General features: G+C 69.3%; 19 protein-coding genes. 13 read left to right on the forward strand and 6 right to left on the reverse strand.

Annotation, left to right across the window (positions count from 1 at the left end; all coding sequences use genetic code 11):
• Positions 1-47 precede the first annotated feature (47 nt).
• The 8 genes from AB7I40_RS03280 to AB7I40_RS03315 all read left to right on the forward strand — a co-directional run bounded on the left by AB7I40_RS03280 (position 48) and on the right by AB7I40_RS03315 (position 8,443).
• Positions 48-1,553, forward strand: a complete 1,506-nt coding sequence (locus AB7I40_RS03280) for an APC family permease (protein WP_428343615.1) — start codon at positions 48-50, stop codon at positions 1,551-1,553.
• 138 nt (positions 1,554-1,691) lie between these two features.
• The gene (locus AB7I40_RS03285) at positions 1,692-2,741 is read left to right on the forward strand and encodes an ABC transporter ATP-binding protein (RefSeq protein ID WP_428343616.1); all 1,050 of its coding nucleotides are present in this window, start codon (positions 1,692-1,694) and stop codon (positions 2,739-2,741) included.
• Positions 2,738-3,952, forward strand: a complete 1,215-nt coding sequence (locus AB7I40_RS03290) for an ABC transporter substrate-binding protein (protein ID WP_428343617.1) — start codon at positions 2,738-2,740, stop codon at positions 3,950-3,952. The genes AB7I40_RS03285 and AB7I40_RS03290 overlap by 4 nt, the downstream gene beginning before the upstream one ends.
• Positions 3,953-4,804: an ABC transporter permease gene (locus AB7I40_RS03295; protein ID WP_428343618.1), complete on the forward strand. Its 852-nt coding sequence runs from the start codon at positions 3,953-3,955 to the stop codon at positions 4,802-4,804.
• The gene (locus tag AB7I40_RS03300; protein WP_428343619.1) at positions 4,801-5,607 is read left to right on the forward strand and encodes an ABC transporter permease; all 807 of its coding nucleotides are present in this window, start codon (positions 4,801-4,803) and stop codon (positions 5,605-5,607) included. Before AB7I40_RS03295 ends, AB7I40_RS03300 begins: the two co-directional genes overlap by 4 nt.
• A gap of 155 nt (positions 5,608-5,762) precedes the next feature.
• Positions 5,763-6,695 carry a hypothetical protein gene (locus AB7I40_RS03305; protein WP_428343620.1) on the forward strand — a complete coding sequence of 311 codons (933 nt, stop codon included), beginning with the start codon at positions 5,763-5,765 and terminating at the stop codon, positions 6,693-6,695.
• A gap of 121 nt (positions 6,696-6,816) precedes the next feature.
• Positions 6,817-7,584: a hypothetical protein gene (locus AB7I40_RS03310; RefSeq protein WP_428343621.1), complete on the forward strand. Its 768-nt coding sequence runs from the start codon at positions 6,817-6,819 to the stop codon at positions 7,582-7,584.
• 208 nt (positions 7,585-7,792) lie between these two features.
• Positions 7,793-8,443, forward strand: coding sequence for a hypothetical protein (locus tag AB7I40_RS03315; protein WP_428343622.1), 651 nt, complete (start codon positions 7,793-7,795; stop codon positions 8,441-8,443).
• Between the two features lie 44 nt (positions 8,444-8,487).
• Here the strand turns inward: AB7I40_RS03315 and hflX are convergent, their stop codons facing one another.
• Entirely contained in the window at positions 8,488-9,963 is a 1,476-nt protein-coding gene (hflX, locus tag AB7I40_RS03320) for a GTPase HflX (RefSeq protein WP_428343623.1), read from the reverse strand.
• 94 nt (positions 9,964-10,057) lie between these two features.
• On the opposite strand from hflX, the gene AB7I40_RS03325 reads away from it, so the two are divergent.
• The gene (locus tag AB7I40_RS03325) at positions 10,058-12,616 is read left to right on the forward strand and encodes a GcvT family protein (RefSeq protein WP_428343624.1); all 2,559 of its coding nucleotides are present in this window, start codon (positions 10,058-10,060) and stop codon (positions 12,614-12,616) included.
• Positions 12,617-12,619: 3 nt separating this feature from the next.
• Positions 12,620-13,246, forward strand: a complete 627-nt coding sequence (locus tag AB7I40_RS03330) for a nucleoside/nucleotide kinase family protein (protein ID WP_428343625.1) — start codon at positions 12,620-12,622, stop codon at positions 13,244-13,246.
• Positions 13,247-13,263: 17 nt separating this feature from the next.
• Here the strand turns inward: AB7I40_RS03330 and AB7I40_RS03335 are convergent, their stop codons facing one another.
• The 5 genes from AB7I40_RS03335 to miaA are packed head-to-tail and all read right to left on the reverse strand — an operon-like array spanning position 13,264 to position 16,967.
• Positions 13,264-14,040 (reverse strand): SDR family NAD(P)-dependent oxidoreductase, encoded by a 777-nt coding sequence (locus AB7I40_RS03335; protein WP_428343626.1) that lies wholly within the window; start codon positions 14,038-14,040, stop codon positions 13,264-13,266.
• A gap of 22 nt (positions 14,041-14,062) precedes the next feature.
• On the reverse strand, positions 14,063-14,869 hold the full coding sequence (gene dapF, locus AB7I40_RS03340; protein WP_428343627.1) for a diaminopimelate epimerase: 807 nt from the start codon (positions 14,867-14,869) through the stop codon (positions 14,063-14,065).
• 16 nt (positions 14,870-14,885) lie between these two features.
• The gene (locus tag AB7I40_RS03345; protein WP_428343628.1) at positions 14,886-15,515 is read right to left on the reverse strand and encodes a pyridoxamine 5'-phosphate oxidase family protein; all 630 of its coding nucleotides are present in this window, start codon (positions 15,513-15,515) and stop codon (positions 14,886-14,888) included.
• A gap of 25 nt (positions 15,516-15,540) precedes the next feature.
• Positions 15,541-16,062: a dihydrofolate reductase family protein gene (locus tag AB7I40_RS03350; RefSeq protein WP_428343629.1), complete on the reverse strand. Its 522-nt coding sequence runs from the start codon at positions 16,060-16,062 to the stop codon at positions 15,541-15,543.
• Complete coding sequence (miaA, locus tag AB7I40_RS03355; protein WP_428343630.1) at positions 16,059-16,967, reverse strand: tRNA (adenosine(37)-N6)-dimethylallyltransferase MiaA; 909 nt, start codon at positions 16,965-16,967, stop codon at positions 16,059-16,061. Before miaA ends, AB7I40_RS03350 begins: the two co-directional genes overlap by 4 nt.
• Before the next feature lie 69 nt (positions 16,968-17,036).
• Here miaA and AB7I40_RS03360 point away from each other — a divergent pair, with 69 nt between their 5' ends.
• Genes AB7I40_RS03360 through AB7I40_RS03370 form a run of 3 tightly spaced genes read left to right on the forward strand, consistent with a single transcriptional unit; the run spans position 17,037 to position 18,741 of the window.
• Positions 17,037-17,240: an antitoxin gene (locus tag AB7I40_RS03360; RefSeq protein ID WP_428343631.1), complete on the forward strand. Its 204-nt coding sequence runs from the start codon at positions 17,037-17,039 to the stop codon at positions 17,238-17,240.
• A 7-nt stretch (positions 17,241-17,247) separates the two neighbouring features.
• Entirely contained in the window at positions 17,248-18,072 is an 825-nt protein-coding gene (locus tag AB7I40_RS03365) for a TylF/MycF/NovP-related O-methyltransferase (RefSeq protein WP_428347915.1), read from the forward strand.
• A 3-nt stretch (positions 18,073-18,075) separates the two neighbouring features.
• Entirely contained in the window at positions 18,076-18,741 is a 666-nt protein-coding gene (locus AB7I40_RS03370) for a class I SAM-dependent methyltransferase (protein WP_428343633.1), read from the forward strand.
• Positions 18,742-18,749 lie beyond the last annotated feature (8 nt).

Raw genomic sequence — 18,749 nt, forward strand, 5'->3', positions numbered from 1 at the left:
AGCCCACAGCCTCGGGGAGGCCATCCGCCCGTCGCACGAGGAGCCCCATGAGCAACGCCGAGCAGACCGACGCCATCAGTCGCCGCGACTCGCATCACCTCCGAACCGGACGGCTCGGAGCCGTCGCCATCGCGTTCTTCGTGATCTCGGCGGCCGCACCACTCACCGGGATGGCCGGTGGAGCGCCCTTCGCCATGCTGCTCGGCAACGGTGTCGGCGTACCGTTCTCCTATCTCCTGGTGACGCTGCTGATGCTCGTGTTCGCAGTCGGCTACGTCGCCATGGCGCGGCACCACACCTCGGCCGGCGCCTTCTACGCCTACGTGTCCCGCGCCATGGGCGGCTATGCCGGCGGCGCCGCAGCGTGGGTGGCGCTGCTGGGCTACAACGCCATGCAGATCGGGCTCTACGGACTGTGGGGCGTGGCCTCGGCCGGGTTCCTGGACTCCGCCTTCGGGGTGACGGTGAAGTGGTGGGTCCTGGCGTTCCTGGCCATGGCCGTGATCGCCGTACTCGGTTACCGCCAGATCGACCTGTCCCTGCGCGTCCTCGGTGTCCTGGTCGCCGGTGAGTTCCTGATCGTCCTCATCTTCGACCTGCTCGTCCTGGTCAAGGGCGGCGCCGGTGGCGGCGGCGGGCTGAGCGGCAGCTCGTTCACCCTCGACGCGCTCTCCTCCGGGGTGCCGGCCATCGGTCTGCTGTTCGCCGCGGCGTCCTTCGTCGGCTTCGAGGCGACCACGATCTACTCCGAGGAGGCCCGCGAGCCGGTGCGCACGGTCCCCCGCGCGACGTACATCGCCGTCCTGACCATCGGGCTGTTCTTCATGTTGACCTCGTGGCTGATGGTCAACGCCTACGGCGACGACAAGACCCTGGTCGCCTTCATCGGTGGCGCCGAGCTGGGCGCCCCGACCAACTTCATGTTCGCGATGGCCCAGCCCTACCTCGGCGACTTCCTGACCAACAAGGTGATGTTGTTCCTGTTCGCCAGCTCCCTGTTCGCCGCGCTCCTTGCCTTCCACAACGCGGTCGCCCGCTACACGTTCGCGCTCGGTCGCGAAGGCCTCGTGCCCTCGGCGCTGGGACGGACCCACCCCGTGCACCTCTCACCCCACACCGGCTCGCTGGGCCAGAGCCTGCTGGCGGCGCTGGTCGTGGGCTACTTCGTGCTCTCCGACAAGTCCCCCGACCTGCAGCTCTTCCCGTGGCTGACCCAGCTGGGCACCTTGGCCATCTCCTACCTGATGGCCGCCTCCGCACTGGCCGTGGTGGTCTTCTTCGCCCGCAATGCCGGCCTGGAGACCAACCGGCTCAAGTCGACCGTCGCTCCCGCGGTCGCGGCACTGGGTCTGCTCTTCATCGCCGGCTACGCCACGAAGAAGTTCGGGTTCCTCATCGGCAGCGAGACCAGCTCGCTGCGGTGGACACTGCCGGCCACGATCCTGGTCGCGATCGTGGTCGGGGTGGTTTCGGCGCACTTCCTGAGGATGCGGGAACCGGCGGCGTTCGACCAGATGGGTCGCCACCGCGGGGACGAGCCCGCCTCGCAGTGACCTCGAGCCCTACGGGACGACGAACTGAATCGTCCCGTAGGGAAATCGCAACGAAATCGGTACCAACCTTTTAATTGCACGACAGATTCCGCGTCACTAGGGTCAGCCTTCGGAGGGTCGGGCGAGCGGGAGCGGTTGATGACGATGAGCGACGACGCGGTGTCCTCCGTCCGCATGGAGGACCTCACGAAGCGCTTCGGCGACGTGGTGGCCGTGGACGGCGTCAACCTCGAGATCGCCGACGGTGAGTTCTTCTCGATGCTGGGGCCCAGCGGCTCGGGCAAGACCACGGTGCTGCGGATGATCGCGGGGTTCGAGGAGCCCACGTCCGGCCGGATCCATCTCGGCGGCCAGGACGTCACCGGCCGACCCCCGTTCGCCCGCGACGTCAACACCGTCTTCCAGGACTACGCCCTGTTCCCGCACATGAATGTCCGGGAGAACGTCGAATACGGACTGCGGGTCAAGAAGGTCCCCCGCAAGGAGCGCGCCGAACGCGCCGAGGCCGCCCTGGCCAGCGTGCAGCTGAGTCAGTTCGGCGAGCGCAGTCCGCACCAGCTCTCCGGCGGTCAACGCCAACGCGTCGCGCTGGCCCGGGCACTGGTCAACCGCCCCAAGGTGCTGCTCCTCGACGAACCCCTCGGCGCCCTCGACCTCAAACTGCGCCGCGAGATGCAGATCGAGCTCAAGGACATCCAGCGCGAGGTCGGCATCACCTTCGTCTTCGTCACCCACGACCAGGAGGAGGCGCTGACCATGAGCGACCGGATCGCGGTCTTCAACGAGGGCCACATCGAACAGGTCGCCACCCCCGCCGAACTCTACGAAACCCCCGCCAGCTCCTTCGTGGCCGGCTTCGTCGGCACCTCCAACCTCCTCACCGGAGCAGCGGCCAGGTCGGTGTTCGGCCGCGACGGCACCTTCAGCATCCGCCCGGAGAAGATCACCATCGCCGACTCGGGCGCCCGCGCCCGCGGCCGCGTGGCGAGCGTGGTCTACCTGGGCTCGGTCAACCACTACCTCGTCGACCTCGACGCTGGCGGCACCCTCACGGTGCTGCGCCAGAACCAGCACGGCACCGCCGACCAGGTGCTGGCACCCGACCAGCCCGTCGGCCTGACCTGGGCCGACGAGCACGTGATCGACCTGACCCCCACCTCGGGATCTCACCAGAAGGAGACACCATGAGAACCACCACCGTGCTTCGCGCCCTGGCAGGCACCGCAGTCCTCGCCCTGGTCGCTGCTGGTTGCGGCACCGAGTCGGGCAGCGGCGGCAACGACCCGGGCACCAGCGCCGGGGGCACCTTCAACGTGCCCGACATCCCCATGGCCGAGGAGCTCGGGGACAACGAGGACTCATTGAGCGTCCTGGCCTGGCCGGGCTACGCCGAGGACGGCTCCACCGACAAGTCGGTCGACTGGGTCACCCCGTTCGAGAAGAAGACCGGCTGCCAGGTCGACGTGAAGTATTTCGGCACCTCCGACGAGGCCGTCAACCTCATGAAGTCCGGGCAGTACGACGTCGTGTCCGCCTCCGGAGACGCCTCCCTGCGGTTGATCGCCGGTGGCGACGTGGCACCGGTCAACACCGACCTGGTGCCCAACTACGCCGACGTGTGGGGCTTCCTCAAGGACCGCGACTGGAACTCCGTCGACGGACAGATGTACGGCATCCCCCACGGCTACGGCGCCAACCTGCTGATGTGGAACACCGAGAAGGTCACGCCCGCCCCGACCAGCTGGAGCGTGGTGTGGGAGGCCGACTCGCCGTACAAGGGCAAGGTCACCGCCTATGACTCCCCCATCTACATCGCCGACGCTGCGCTCTACCTCATGAACACGCAGCCCGACCTGGGCATCAAGGACCCCTACGCGCTCGACGAGGACCAGCTGGCCGCGGCGGTCGACCTGTTGAAGACCCAGCGACCGAACGTCGGTGAGTACTGGTCGGACTACCTGAAGGCGATCCAGGCCTTCTCCACCGGAGACACCCTGGTCGGCACGACCTGGCAGGTGATCACGAACTACGCGCAGGCCGACGGGGCGAAGGTCGAGGCGATCCTCCCCGAGGAGGGCTCCACCGGCTGGTCGGACACCTGGATGATCGGCTCGAAGACCGAGCACCCCAACTGTGCCTACGCCTGGCTCAACGACATCATCAGCCCCGAGGCCAACGCCGCGGTGGCCGAGTGGTTCGGCGAGGCGCCGGCCAACGCCAAGGCCTGCGACCTGACCTCGAAGGGGTTCTGCGAGACCTTCCACGCCGGCGACGAGGCCTACGCGGAGAAGATCCACTACTGGAACACCCCGATCGAGAAGTGCCTCGACGGTCGCACCGACGTGAAGTGCACGACCTATCAGGACTGGACCACGGCCTGGACCGAGATCAAGGGCTAGATGTCCGGCCTCCTGCACCGCCACCCCCGGCTCCGGCTCGGGCTGCTCCTCGGGCCGCCCATGCTGTGGCTGGGGGTGGCCTACCTGGGCGCCCTGGCGGCGCTGTTCATCACGTCGGTGTGGAGCGTCGACGGATTCACCGGCGCCGTCACCCGCGAGTGGACCCTGCAGAACTTCCGCGACCTCTTCACCGTCGACGTCTACCGCACCATCACCATCCGCACCCTGCTGGTGGCCGTGGGCGTCACGGTGATCGACGCGGTGATCGCGCTCCCGATCGCCCTCTACATGGCGAAGGTGGCGTCCCCGCGACTCCAGAGGATCCTGGTCATCGCGGTGCTCACACCTCTCTGGGCGTCGTACCTCGTCAAGGCCTACGCCTGGCGCGGCATGCTGTCGTCCTCGGGACCGATCGCCTGGATCGCGCAGCCGTTCGGCCTGGACACGCCGGGCTACGGGCTCACCGCGACCGTGATCACGCTGGCCTACCTGTGGTTGCCCTACATGATCCTGCCGATGTACGCCGGCCTCGAGCGACTGCCCAACTCGCTGCTGGAGGCCTCTGCCGACCTGGGGGCCACCACGGCCACCACGATGCGGCGGGTCGTGCTGCCCGTGCTGTTCCCGGCGTTCATCGCCGGATCGATCTTCACCTTCTCGCTGACGCTGGGTGACTACATCGCGGTCAAGATCGTGGGCGGCGCCAACCAGATGCTCGGCAACGTCGTCTACGACAACTTCCTGACCGGCAACAACATGCCCTTCGCGGCGGCGGTCTCGACGATCCCGGTGGTGATCATGCTGGTCTACCTGACGGCGGCCCGCCGGAGTGGAGCGCTGGACAACCTATGAGCTTCTCGCCCCTGACCCGTCGACTGCTCGCCGCCTTCGCGGCCATGGCGCTGGTGATCATCTACCTGCCCCTGGCTCTGGTGCTGCTGAACTCCTTCAACACCTCCCAGACGTTCGCGTGGCCCCCGACCGGTCTGACCACCGAGTGGTGGCGCGCCGCGTTCTCCTCCTCGGGTGCGCGCAGCGCGATCCTGGTGTCGGTGGAGGTGGCCGCGATCTCCACGGTCATCGCGCTGGTGCTGGGCACGATGGCCGCGTTGGCCCTGCAGCGCTTCACGTTCTTCGGGCGGGACACGATCTCGCTCCTCATCATCCTGCCGATCGCTCTGCCAGGCGTGGTGACCGGCATCGCCCTGGCCAACGCCTTCCTCACCATGTTCGGGGTGAAACTGGGCTTCGGGACCCTGGTCGTCTCGCACGCCACGTTCTGCATCGTGACGGTCTTCAACAACGCGGTCGCCCGGCTGCGCCGACTCGGCGGCAACCTCGAGGAGGCGTCGATGGACCTGGGCGCCGGCACCTTCACCACGTTCCGCCTGGTGACCCTGCCGATGCTGCGCTCGGCTCTGCTGGCCGGCGGACTGTTGGCCTTCGCGCTCAGCTTCGACGAGATCATCGTGACCACCTTCACCGCCGGCACGGTCGAGACCCTGCCGATCTGGATCTACAGCAACCTCTTCCGACCCAACCAGGCGCCCGTGGTCAACGTGGTCGCCGCAGCCCTCATCCTGCTCTCGATCATCCCGATCTGGCTGGCCCAGAAGCTCGCTGGCAGCGAGGAGAGCGTGGCCTCGGCACGCTGACCCGTCACAACCGTGCAGGCAGCATGCTTGTGACGGGCATTTCGCTGTCCGGACGGTCACAACCGTGCAGGCGGCATGATTCTGACGCGAGGCACGTGGTCCGAGCCTGTGGACAACGCGCGCGGCGGCGGCCCGGACCCAGGCAGTCTGAGCGGGTGAGCGCCCCAGCACCCGACCTCGACACGAGGCGGCCCTTCACCCGGGCCGACGCGATGGCGGCCGGGGTCCACCCCAAGCTGCTGCGCGGGTCGGGATTCCGACGGATCTTCCGCGGGGTCTATGTGGATGCCACCGTCCCTGACTCCCCGGCGCTGCGAGCGCGAGCGGCGCTGACACTCTTCCACCCGATGGCCTTCGCGAGCCATGCGAGCGCCGCGCGGCTGCACGGCGTCCCCCTGCCGGTGGTTCCCGAGGAGCAGGTCACGGTCGTCCACCCCGATCAGCGTCGGACCAGACACGGCATCACGTGCCTGGTCCGGTCGGGCCAGCAGGTCACCGTCGTGAACGGCGTCCGGGTCTCCCCCGTCGACCAGATGTTCGTCGAGCTGGCCTCGTACCTCTCGCTCGTCGACCTGGTCGTGGTCGGCGACAACATCGTCCGCAGGGGATTGATCACTCCGGCGGAGTTGGTCGAGCACTGCCGAGCCAGCCGTCTTCCGAAGGCAGCACTGGCCCGTCGAGCCGCGGGCTATGTCCGAGAGCGGGTGGACTCACCGATGGAGTCGCGTCTGCGCATGCTCATCGTGCTCGCCGGGCTGCCCGAGCCCCTGGTGAACATCACGATCACCGACGTCTACGGACAGCCGGTTCGGCGCTACGACCTGAGTTGGCCCGGCGTCAAGGTCATCGTGGAGTACGACGGGCGACACCACATCGAGCGTGAGCGGCAGTGGGCAGCAGATCTCGAGCGACGCGAAGCGATCGACGACGACGGCTGGCGCCTCCTCGTCGTCGTGGCGCCTGGCCTGTACAAGACCCCGGAACGGACCCTGCACCGGATCTGGACGCTGCTGCGCGACCGGCGCCTGCCGGGGCTTCCGGCTCGCCTGTCGGACGCGTGGCGGCCGCACTTTCCCGGCCAGGCATGACCCACCACAGGCCACAACGGTGCCGACTGCACGGTTGTGACGTCCGACGAGCCGATTCAGCCGTCAGAAGCGTGCAGGCTGCACGGTTGTGTCATCGCCGGGCGTACCGGAGGCTGGACCGATGGACATCAGGGAGCGGTTCGAGGACTACACCAACCGCCTGGTGGCCTCGGTCGCGGCGTACGACGACGTCGAAGGCCTGGTGCTCCTGGGCTCGACCGCGGCCACCGAGCGGGTCGATGCGTGGTCCGACCATGACTTCTACCTGGTGGTCAGGCAAGGGCGTGAGGAGCACTTCCGCACCCACCTCGACTGGCTTCCCGACCGCGACCAGATCGCCTTCGCGGCCCGCGAGACCGAGCACGGCCTGAAGGTCGTCTATCGCTCCGGAGCCGTGTTGGAGTTCGCGGTCGCCAACGCCGACGACCTCGCGACGTTCGGCGGCAGCCCCTACCGGGTCGCGCTGGACCGCTCGACGGTGACCGAGCAGATGCTGGTCACCAGGCCTCCGGCGGCACCGGCCGATGACCTGACCGACTTCCGGATCTTCCTGGCCCTCCTGGTCATCGGACTCGGGCGCGCGGCTCGTGGCGAGGAGCTCGTGGCCGGCGAGCTCCTGCGCGGGTACGCCCTGCACCGGCTGGTCGCCGTGCTCCGCCGTCACGCCAGCGCTACAGCAGGATCCGCCCCGGATCCCTACAACGGGCTACGCCGGTTCGAGGCGGCCTACCCGGAGCTCGGCCGCGCGCTCGCGGCGGCACTGGCCAGGCCGGCAGCCGAGTGTGGCCGGTGCCTGCTCGAGTTCGCAGAGGCCGAGCTCGCACCCCTGTGGCGGGACTATCCGCGGCAGGATGCAGACGCCGTCCGGGCCATCCTGGAGTCGCTGTGAGCAGGAGATTGCGTCGATTCTGACTCTGGGCCTCCGGATATGACGCATCTCAGCAGGCTTCGTGACGGCGTTTCCAGACGCGCGCTGGACCAGTGCCCGCTGCAAGTAAAGACATCGGCCATTTCGGCCCGCGCAACGGCACGTCGGGCGACTCTGGGCACATCGATCCGGCAGGGAGGCCGGGTCCCGCACAGTTTCGAGGAATCCGATGTTCACACGCACCAGTGCCCGCCGGGGGGCCACCGTCCTGGTTGCCCTGTCGGCAACCACCATGCTCTGCCTGTCCGCCGCCGCCCCCAGCAACGCCGCCTCGCGTAGGGACTGGGACCGTGACGGGATGCCGAACCGGTGGGAGATCGTGCACAACCTCAACCCCCACCAGGCCAACGCCACGCGCGACGCGGACCACGACGGTCTGAAGAACCTGCAGGAATACCGCAACCGCACCGACCCGTGGGTCGCCGACACCGACAAGGACGGCGACGACGACGGCGACGAGGTCAACGACGGCTCAAGCACGACCAACGTGCGGATCGCCGACACCGACAAGGACGGCGCCCTGGACGGCGACGAGGACTTCAACGACGACGGCATCGCCAACGAGGACGCCGACGACGCCTATGAGCGCTGCGTGGCTGACGACGGCGACGCGGATGGCGACGGCCTGCGTGACGAGGACGAGAACGACTTCGGCGACGAGTGGTACGAGCACGACACCGACGGCGACGGCGTGAACGACGGCAACGCCGACGCTGACGCCGACGGCATCGCCGACGAGGACGAGGACGACGTGGCCGGGGACCTGTGCAACGGCGCGAACGAGGACGCCGACGACGACGGAGAGATCCAGGTCGCCTGAAGCACCCGCACGGACTGAGGGGCGGCGGTCTTCACCGCCGTCCCTCAGACTGCGTAGGCGGCGAGCTCTCCGGCGAGGTCCTCGTGGACCCGACCGCGCACCAGCGTGCCGTCTCCCGTGTGCTCCATGGAGTCGATCTCGCCCTTCTGATGCAGGCGGTTGATCAGGTCACCGCGCTCGTAGGGCACCAGGGCCGAGAACTCGATGCTGGGATGCGGCAGCTCCGCCTCGATGGTCGCCAGCGCCTCGGCGATGCCCTCACCGGTCTTGGCCGAGACCACCACGGAGTGCGGTTCGCGCGCCAGCAGGCGCGCCAGCACCATCGGGTCCGCCGCATCGGCCTTGTTGATCACGATCAGCTCGGGGACCTTGGCGGCATCGATCTCGGCCAGCACCTCCCGGACCGCGGAGATCTGCCCCTCGGGGTCGGGGTGAGACCCGTCGACGACGTGGAGGATCAGGTCGGACTCCGCCACCTCCTCCAACGTCGAGCGGAACGCCTCGACCAGCTGGTGGGGCAGGTGCCGGACGAACCCGACGGTGTCGGACATCGTGTAGATCCGGCCGTCCGCGGTCGTCGTACGCCGGGTGGTCGGGTCCAGGGTGGCGAACAGGGAGTCCTCGACCAGCACCCCGGCATCGGTGAGCCGGTTGAGCAGTGAGGACTTGCCGGCGTTGGTGTAGCCCGCGATCGCCACCGACGGGATCGCGTTGCGATGACGCTCGGCCCGCTTGGTGGTCCGGGTGCCCTTCATCGCCTTGAGCTCGCGGCGCAGCTTGGCGATCTTGTCGTTGATGCGGCGCCGGTCGGTCTCGATCTTGGTCTCACCGGGGCCACGGCCACCGATGCCCTCGCCGCCGGCCGCGCGGCCACCGGCCTGGCGCGACAGGTTGCCACCCCACCCGCGCAGACGCTGCTTCATGTACTGCAGCTGCGCCAGCTCGGTCTGGGCCTGACCCTCGCGGCTCTTGGCGTGCTGGGCGAAGATGTCGAGGATCAGCGCCGTACGGTCGACGGCCTTGACCTTGAGCTTGTCCTCGAGGTTCCTCAGCTGTGACGGTGCCAGCTCACCGTCGAGGATCACCGTGTCGGCACCGGTCGCTTGGACGATCTCGCGGAGCCCGTCGACCTTGCCGCGCCCGATGTAGGTCGCGGGGTCGGGCTTCTGGCGACGCTGGTAGATCGCGTCGAGCACCTCGGAGCCGGCGGTCTCGGCGAGCAGCGCGAGCTCGGCCATCGAGTTCTCGGCGTCAGCCACCGTGCCCTCGGTCCAGACCCCGACCAGGATGACGCGCTCGAGGCGGAGCTGGCGGTACTCGACCTCGGTGATGTCCTCGAGCTCGGTGCGCAGCCCGTCCACCCGTCGCAGGGCGTGGCGCTCGGCCAGATCCTGTTCCCCGGTCGTCAGGTCGACCTCGGGATCGGCGTCGTCGGCGTAGCCGGACTCGAAATCGTCGTCGTCCCAGTTGTCTGTGGCCTCAAGTGCCTCGTCGAGGGAGAAGTCCTTTGCGTTCGTCATATGCCACCAGAGTAGATCGCCGCTGCAACGCCGCGCGAGCGAGATATCAGCGCGGGTCCCCCGGAACCCAAATCCTGGGCAGTAGGTTGACGCCGTGATCGCACCTCTCCCCGACCGGGCCCGTGTCGTCATCATCGGCGGCGGTGTCATCGGCTGCTCGATCGCCTACCACCTGGCCCACCTCGGCTGGACCGACGTCGTCCTGCTCGAGCGGGACCGTCTCACCTCCGGCACCACCTGGCACGCGGCCGGGCTGATGACGTGCTTCGGGTCCACCTCGGAGACCTCCACCGGCATCCGGCTCTACAGCCGTGAGCTCTACGCCCGCCTGGAGCAGGAGACCGGGTTGTCCACCGGCTTCCGACCGGTCGGGCTGATCGAGGCAGCAGCCGACGCCGACCGACTGGAGGAGTACCGCCGGGTCGCGACCTTCCAGCGTCACCTCGGCCTCGAGGTGGAGGAGATCTCCCCCACCGAGATGAGCGAGCTGTTCCCGTGGGCAAGGACCGACGACCTGCTGGCCGGCTTCCACGTCCCCGGTGACGGCCGGGTCAACCCGGTCGACGTGACGATGTCGCTGGCCAAGGGCGCGCGCCAGCTCGGCGTCCGCATCATCGAAGGGGCCCGGGTCATCGACGTGACGACCACTGCCCAGGGCCTCGTCGAGCGCGTGACCGGGGTCGTGGTCTCGACAGGCTCGACCACCGAGAACGGCTCGACCACCGAGAACGGCTCGACCACCGAGAACGGCTCCACCAGCGAGGGCACGGAGACGATCGAGTGCGAGTACGTCGTCAACTGCACCGGGATGTGGGCACGCGAGCTGGGCGCGCGCAACGGGCTCGTCATCCCCAACCAGGCAGCCGAGCACTACTACCTGATCACCGACACGATCGAGGGACTCGACCCCAACGCGCCGGTCTTCGAGGACCCGGCTGCGCACGGCTACTACCGCGAGGAGGGCGGCGGGATGATGGTCGGCCTCTTCGAGCCGACCGCCGCCGCGTGGCAGGTCGAAGGCATCCCGCGGGACTTCTCCTTCGGCACCCTGCCTCCGGACTGGGACCGGATGGCGCCGTTCCTGGAGACCGCGATGGCCCGGGTGCCGGTGACGCTGGAGGCCGGCGTACGCACTTTCTTCTGTGGTCCGGAGTCCTTCACCCCCGACCTGGCGCCGGCGGTCGGGGAGGCCCCTGGCATCCGGAACTACTTCGTCGCCGCAGGCATGAACTCCGTCGGCATCCTCTCGGCCGGCGGACTCGGCCGGGTGATGGCGCACTGGATCACCACCGGACGGCCGGACGTCGACGTCACCGGTTTCAACGTCGACCGCTTCCGCCCCGACCAGGCCGACGACTCCTACCGGGCGGCGCGGACCACCGAGATCCTCGGCACCGTGTACGCCCCGCACACGCCCGGCAAGCAGCTGCGCACGGCCCGCAACCGGCTCCTGTCACCGCTGCACGACCGGCTGGTGGCCGCGGGCGGCTTCCAGCGCGAGGTGTCCGGGTGGGAGGGCTTCGACTGGTTCGCCGGACCCGGGGTCACCCCCGTCGCCGAGCCGACCTGGGGCCGCGCTCCCTGGTTCGAGCAGTGGGAGGCCGAGCACCGCGCGGTTCGCGAAGGCGTCGGTCTCATGGACATGAGCTTCATGGCCAAGTTCCTGGTCAAGGGTCCCGGGGTCGGCACGGCGCTCGACCGGGTGTCGGCCGGGGCCGTCGACGGACCCCCGGAGACGATCACCTACACCCAGTGGCTGGATGCCGACGGCCGGATCGAGGCCGACCTCACCGTCTCCAAGCTGAGCGAGGACCGTTTCCTGGTCGTTGCCTCCGACACCGCCCACGGGCACGCGCTGTCCTGGCTGCGCAGCCACCTCGCCGAAGCCGACTGTGCCGAGGCCACCGTCACCGACATCACCGGTGACCTCGCCCAGCTCAACGTGCAGGGCCCGCGCTCGCGCGAGCTCCTGGCGACACTCACCGACACCGACCTCGGCAACGAGGCCTTCGGCTTCCGCACCATCCGCTCGATCGAGCTGGCCGGGGTCGAGATCCTCTGCGCACGCATCACCTACCTCGGCGAGCTCGGCTACGAGCTCTTCGTGCCGGCGGCCTCCGCCCTCGAGGTGTACGACGCACTGATGGACGCCGGAGCGGCGTACGACCTCAGGCTGGTCGGTCTCAAGGCGTTGTCCTCGCTGCGGATGGAGAAGGCCTACCGCGACCACGGGCACGACATCGACAACACCGACTGCCCCCTGGAGGCAGGGCTGGGCTTCGCGATCGACTGGGCGAAGCCGGACTTCCTGGGTCGTGATGCCGTCCTGGCCCGCAAGGAGGCGAACGCGGCGGCCGGTGGCCTGTCACGACGACTGGTGCAGGTCCGCGTGTGTGACCCGGAGCCGTTGCTGTTCCACGCCGAGACCCTCTACCGCGACGGCGTCCTGGTGGGCTACCTGCGGGCCGGCTCCTACGGCTGGACCCTCGGCGGTGCCGTCGGCCTGGCGATGGTCGAGGGCCAGGGAGGACCCGTCACGCCGGACTGGGTGGCCGGTGGGCACTGGGAGGTCGACATCGCCGGCACCCGGCACGAGGCCGAGGTGTCGCTGCGACCGCTCTACGACCCGACATCGGCGCGGATCAAGGTCTGAGCCGTGCGTCACCTGGAGGTGTCCCCGGACGGTCGCGAGATCGTCGAGCTCCTCGCGACGGTGCGTCATCCGGCCCTGGTGGGCATCTGCGGAGCACCCGGATCCGGGAAGACCACGCTGGCCGCCGCGCTGGGCGACCCCGTCGTCCCCATGGACGGCTTCCACCTCGCCGACGTCGAGCTCGAGCGCCGCGGGCTGCGGATGAGCAAGGGCGCGCCGGAGACCTTCGACGCGTGGGGGTACGCCGCCCTCCTGGCCCGGCTGCGCGAGCGTGAGGACCGCATCATCATGGCTCCCGGTTTCGAACGCGGACTGGAGCAGCCGATCGCCGGGGCGATCGCGATCCCCCGCTCGGAGCTGGTGGTCACCGAGGGCAACTACCTGTTGCTGGACCGGCCCGAGTGGGTCGCCGTCCGCGAGCAGCTGGACCAGGTGTGGCACGTCACGACCGACGAGCAGTTGCGCCTGCGCAGGCTGCACGCGCGGCACGTGGAGTTCGGCAAGTCCCCGGAGGCCGCGGCGGCGTGGATCACGCGCGTCGACCAGCCCAACGCCGTCCTCATCGAGGCGGCCAGCGCCCGGGCCGACGTGGTGCTCGACCTCACCCGCTGGGCGGGGGCGCTGCGCTGACCCTCACGGCGCTCAGGTCACTTGGGTGGCATCCGGATGCCGCCGTCGACCCGGACAGTCTCACCGTTGAGGTAGGAGTTGCGCACGCACTCGATGACCATGCTGGCCAGCTCGTCCGGCTGGCCCAGCCGCTTGGGGAAGAGCACGCTCTCGCCCAGCTTGGCCTTGAAGGCCTCGGCCTCCTCGCCCTCGCCGTAGATCGGGGTGTCGATCAGCCCCGGCGCGACGGTGTTGACGCGGACGGCGATGGCCGCGAGGTCGCGGGCCACCGGCAGCGTCATGCCGACCACCCCGCCCTTGGAGGAGGAGTACGCCGCCTGCCCGATCTGGCCGTCGAACGCCGCCACCGAGGCCATGTTGACGATCACGCCCCGCTCGCCGGTGGCGGTGGGCTCGAGCCGGCTCATCGCGGTGCCGGCGATCCGGATCGCATCGAAGGTGCCGATCAGGTTGATCGCGATGACCCGCTTGTAGAGCTCCAGGCTGTGGGCGGCCTCGTAGGTGCCGTCTCGGCCCACCGTGCGCTGCGCAGGCCCGATGCCGGCTGAGTTCACCAGCACGCGCAGCGGGCCGAGGGTGCCGGCGAGCTCGACCGCGGCCACGATCTGCTCGGTGTCGGTGACGTCGACCTGGGCGAACACGCCACCGATCTCCGCCGCGAGGGCCTCGCCCTTGTCCGGTTGCACGTCGGCGACCACGACGTGGGCCCCGAGGGCGGCGAGCTGACGGGCGACCGCCGCGCCGATCCCTGAGGCACCACCGGTGACGACTGCGCTGGCTGCGTTGATGTCCATGCGGCCGAGCATAGGGGGCGCGTCAGAGGTCGGTCGTGCCGGTCGCGACCAGCACCGCAGGGCCTGTCAGCAGCAGCCGGTTGTCGTCGGTCCAGGTCACCTCGAGCTCGCCACCGGGCACGTCCACCCGGTAGGTCGACCCCGGTCCGGCGCCGTCGGCCAGGGCGCTCGCCACCATGACCGCACAGGCACCGGTGCCGCAGGACCGCGTCGCACCCGACCCGCGCTCGTGCACCCGCATCGCGACATGGCGCTCGCCGCGACGCACCACGAACTCGACGTTCACGCCGTCGGGGTAGACCGCGGGGTCGTAGTCGGGCTCGTCCACCAGCGAGCCGGCGTCGGTGAGCGCGTCGACGAAGGCCACGGCGTGCGGGTTGCCGGTCGAGACGTGCAGGGCCGACCAGGACCGGTCCCCGACCGACACCGTGGACTCACCGAGGACCTCCGGCTCACCCAGGTCGGCCGTGATCCGCCCGTCCTCCTCGAAGACGACGCTCTTGACGCCGTCGCGGGTGCCGACGGCGATGGTGCCGGTGGCTGCCTCGGTCAGCTGCAGGAAGCGTGCGAAGACCCGGATCCCGTTGCCACACATCTCCGAGACCGACCCGTCGGAGTTGCGGTAGTCCATGAACCACGGGGTGTCGGCGCCGTACACCTCACCGCGGACGACCCGCAGCACCCCGTCGCCGCCGATCCCGGCGCGCCGGTCACACAGGGCCCGCACCCGCTCGGCCGTCAGCTCGCCGTGCACGGAGCCGTCGGGGTCGGGCAGCAGCACGAAGTCGTTCTCGGTGCCGTGCCCCTTCACGAACGGGTAGTCAGTCACCGGGTCATTCTCGCACTCAGCCGTAGAGGCGATCGGCGTACGCCGGCCCGTAGTAGGCCTGCAGCTCCTCGACCGAGGACTCCGGTACGTCGAGGGTGTGGGCCACGACCGCCCGGCTCGGCACGGCCGACTCGGGGTCCCAGGTCTCCGGCTCCCACAACCGCGAGCGCAGGAACGCCTTCGAGCAGTGGTGGAAGATCTCCTCGATGTCGACCACGACCACCAGCACCGGCCGGTGTCCCTTGACGACGAGGTCGTCGAAGAACGGCGCCTGGCTGACCAGGCGCGCCCGGCCGTTGATCCGCAGGGTGTCGCCACGGCCGGGGATCAGGAAGTCCAGGCCGACGTGCGGGTTGGCCAGGATGTTGCGGTAGCCGTCGGCGCGCCGGTTGCCCGGTCGCTCGGCCAGGGCGATCGTGACGTCGTCGATGACGTGGACCAGGTCGCCGGCGGGGTCGCCCTTGGGCGAGGCATCGCAGGCGCCGTCCGCATCGGCGGTGGCCATGACGCAGAACGGCGCCGCCGCCAGCCAGGCCCGGTCGAGTGCGTGCAGCCTGGGCCTGGCCTTGTCCCGCGCCCGCGGCAGCGGCTCACCCAGGAGCTCGACCAGTTGCTCGACACTGCTGATCTCGGTCCACGCACTCATGGTCGAACGCTACGCCCGCAGCTGGTCAGCCGACCACGGCATACCGCGCGCAGGCGAAGTCGCGATTCTGGGCCAGCTCCTCGAGGCGCAGCTCCAGGCGCCGCGGCAACAGGGGCGCGCCGGCCGCCAGGGTCACCGGCGCGTACTGCACCCACAGCTCGTCGAGGAGTCCCGCGTCGGCGAACTGGCCGGCCAGGTCTCCGCCGCCGACCAACCAGAGCGTCCGCCCTGCGGCCGCCTGCAGCATCTCGGCGTGCACCGCGCGCACATCGGCGCTCGTGAACCTGACGTCGCCGCTCGCCAGGGGGAAGTCGCGGTGGGTGAAGACCCAGGCGGGCATCTCGTAGGGCCACTCCTCCTCCAGGTTGTCGAGCAGCCACTGGTACGTCGAGGCCCCCATGGCCAAGGCACCCACGCCGGCGATGAAGTCGTCGTACCCCATCGGGCCGGCTCGGTCCACGTCGCGCGTGAGCAGCCACGACAGGGAGTGCTCGGGATCGGCGATGAAGCCGTCGAGCGAGCTGGCGGTGTAGTAGATCGTGGTCATGACACTCCTATCGCGGTGAGGGCTGAGGTCAGTCGGTGGGGATCGTCGAAGTCCACCCAGTGGATGCGGGGGTCCTTGGTGAACCACCCGTCCTGGCGGCGGGAGAACCGGCGGGTGGCGGTCATGGTCTGCTCCTTGGCCTCGGCAAGAGTCAGGTCCCCGTCCAGGTGGGCAGCGACCTCCCGGTAGCCGATCGCCCGGCTCGCGGTGCGTCCCTCGGCCAGCCCTTCGGCACGCAGCCGCTCGACCTCCTCGACGAACCCGGCGGCGAACATCGCCTCGACCCGGGCTGCGATCCGGGCGTCAAGGGTCGGCCGGTCGATGCGGACCCCGATCTGGTGCGCGTCGGCGTAGTGGTAGTCCAGCGTGGGCAGACTCGCCGAGTACGCGCGCCCCGTGATCTCGATGACCTCCAGCGCGCGGACCACCCGGCGGCCGTTGCCGGCGATGATCCGCTCCGCCGCGACCGGATCGAGCTGCGCCAGTCGGCGGTGCAGGGCTCCGCTGCCCAGACGGTCGAGCTCGTCCTCGAGGGCGCGACGTACGGCCGGATCGGTCCCGGGGAAGTCGAAGCGGTCGAGTACGGCGCGGGTGTAGAGGGCCGAGCCACCCACGAGCACCGGTGCGCGATCACGCGAGCGGAGATCGTCGATCACCGTTCGCGCCCACTGCTGGAACTGCGCGACCGTTGCCGGGTCACGCACCGAGAGGGTGTCGAGCAGGTGGTGCGCGATGCCCCGGCGTTCGGCTTCGGGGAGCTTCGCGGTGCCGATGTCCATCCCGCGGTAGACCTGCATGGCGTCGGTGTTGATGATCTCGCCGCCGAGGTGCTCGGCCAGATCCAGGGACAGCTCCGACTTCCCCGACGCTGTGGCGCCGACGACGGCGACCACCGGGACTGTCATACGGCTAGTCTTTCAAACGACGAGCCGACCCGGGACCGACCGGGTCGCACAGCCTTCGAAGGACTCGACATGGGACTCCTGGACGACGCCAAGGGCAAGATCTCCGATCTGGTCGACAAGCACGGTGACAAGGTCGCCGACGGAGTCGACAAGGCAGCGGCGCTGGCCGACGACAAGACCGGCGGCAAGTACTCCGACAAGATCGAGGCCGGGGCCCAGAAGGCGAAGGACGCCCTCGACTCCCTCGATGGCAAGAACGACGACATCAAGTAAGGCGACCTTGAGTGCACAGCGCGCCGCGCAACCGGATCCGGTCCGCCTGCGCGAGAAGCTCGCGAAGACGACGCGGAGTCTGAAGCAGGCTCGACACAACAACCAGCGGCTGCGCTCGGAGCTCGAGCTGCTGCGCGCCTTCACCCGCGACCCGTGGCCCGGGATCGAGCTGAGCGCCGAGGTCGAGACGGTCGTCGCCCAGGTGATGGCGCAACGCCTGACCTACCTGGAGGAGGAGAACCTCCGGGCGCTGGCCCGCCTCGTCGTGGAGGCCGACACCTCGGGGCGCGAAGGTCTGGTCATCGAGGCCGGCACGGCACTCGGCGGCTCGGCCATCGTGATGGCTGCCGCCAAGGACCCGGCGCGCCCCATGCGCGTCTTCGACGTGTTCGGCCTGATCCCGCCACCCTCCGACAACGACCCGGCCGAGGTGCACGAGCGATACGCCGCCATCGCCCGGGGTGAGTCACAGGGCCTGGGCGGCGATGAGTACTACGGCTACCGCGAGGACCTGAAGGCCGACGTGACGGCCTCGTTCAGCCGCCTGGGCGTGCCGATCGAGTCGCACGGCGTCGAACTGGTGAAGGGACTGTTCCACGACACCCTCGTGATCGACGAACCGGTGGCGCTGGCGCACCTCGACGGGGACTGGTACGAGTCCACGATGGTCTGCCTGGAGCGGGTCACCCCCCACCTGGTGCCCGGGGGCCGGATCGTCCTGGACGACTACTACTTCTGGGAGGGCAGCCGGGCGGCGGTCACCGACTACTTCGCCGGCCGCAGCGGCTTCCGGATCGAGCATCGCGCCAAGGCGCACGTCGTGCGGGAGTAGTCGGTGGCCACCGTGAATCCGTCGCGGCACTACGCCCGCGAGTTCGCCCGCAGGGCAGCCGCCCAGGGCACCGACAAGACGTTCCGGGTGCTCGACGCCGGCGCCGGCAACGCGCCGTACGCCGACCTGTTCGGCCACGTGAGCCTCGAGATGGCGGACGTGTGTCTGACGCCGGGCAAGGATTACAGCCACATCGACCTGGTGTGCGACGTCGTCGACATCCCGGTCGAGGACGGCCGCTACGACCTCGTCTGGTGCTCGCAGACCCTGGAGCACGTGCGCGAACCCATGACGGCGCTGCGCGAGTTCCATCGCATCCTCAAGCCGGGCGGTGAGGCCTGGCTGACGGCACCGTTCTACTACGCCGAGCACGAGGTCCCGTGGGACTTCTACCGCTTCAGTCGCTACGCGTGGAGGTACTTCGCCGACGAGCTCGGCTACGAGGTGGTGGAGATCGAGCCCCTGGAGGGCTACTACGGGATGCTCGCCTACACCTTCGACACGGCCTCGCGGCAGCTCCCCGAGGAGATGACGAAGCGTCGCCAGCAGTTGCGCCGGATGGCCCGGGAATTCGCGGAGCTCGACCTCACCGACAAACGCACCGACATCGGGATGTGCAAGAACTACCAGGTGATCCTGCGCAAGCCGGACGATTCGCCAGTGATCTAAGGTCGGCG

Source organism: Nocardioides sp., assembly GCF_050246775.1.
Taxonomy (GTDB): Bacteria; Actinomycetota; Actinomycetes; order Propionibacteriales; family Nocardioidaceae; genus Nocardioides.

Coding starts and splice junctions, on each gene's coding strand:
- AB7I40_RS03300 (WP_428343619.1), top strand. CDS start 4,801: ATGAGCTTCTCGCCCCTGACCCGTCGACTGCTCGCCGCCTTCGCGGCC.
- AB7I40_RS03310 (WP_428343621.1), top strand. CDS start 6,817: ATGGACATCAGGGAGCGGTTCGAGGACTACACCAACCGCCTGGTGGCC.
- AB7I40_RS03335 (WP_428343626.1), bottom strand. CDS start 14,040: ATGGACATCAACGCAGCCAGCGCAGTCGTCACCGGTGGTGCCTCAGGG.
- AB7I40_RS03295 (WP_428343618.1), top strand. CDS start 3,953: ATGTCCGGCCTCCTGCACCGCCACCCCCGGCTCCGGCTCGGGCTGCTC.
- AB7I40_RS03350 (WP_428343629.1), bottom strand. CDS start 16,062: ATGACCACGATCTACTACACCGCCAGCTCGCTCGACGGCTTCATCGCC.
- AB7I40_RS03315 (WP_428343622.1), top strand. CDS start 7,793: ATGTTCACACGCACCAGTGCCCGCCGGGGGGCCACCGTCCTGGTTGCC.
- miaA (WP_428343630.1), bottom strand. CDS start 16,967: ATGACAGTCCCGGTGGTCGCCGTCGTCGGCGCCACAGCGTCGGGGAAG.
- AB7I40_RS03360 (WP_428343631.1), top strand. CDS start 17,037: ATGGGACTCCTGGACGACGCCAAGGGCAAGATCTCCGATCTGGTCGAC.
- AB7I40_RS03285 (WP_428343616.1), top strand. CDS start 1,692: ATGACGATGAGCGACGACGCGGTGTCCTCCGTCCGCATGGAGGACCTC.
- AB7I40_RS03290 (WP_428343617.1), top strand. CDS start 2,738: ATGAGAACCACCACCGTGCTTCGCGCCCTGGCAGGCACCGCAGTCCTC.
- AB7I40_RS03280 (WP_428343615.1), top strand. CDS start 48: ATGAGCAACGCCGAGCAGACCGACGCCATCAGTCGCCGCGACTCGCAT.
- AB7I40_RS03345 (WP_428343628.1), bottom strand. CDS start 15,515: ATGAGTGCGTGGACCGAGATCAGCAGTGTCGAGCAACTGGTCGAGCTC.
- hflX (WP_428343623.1), bottom strand. CDS start 9,963: ATGACGAACGCAAAGGACTTCTCCCTCGACGAGGCACTTGAGGCCACA.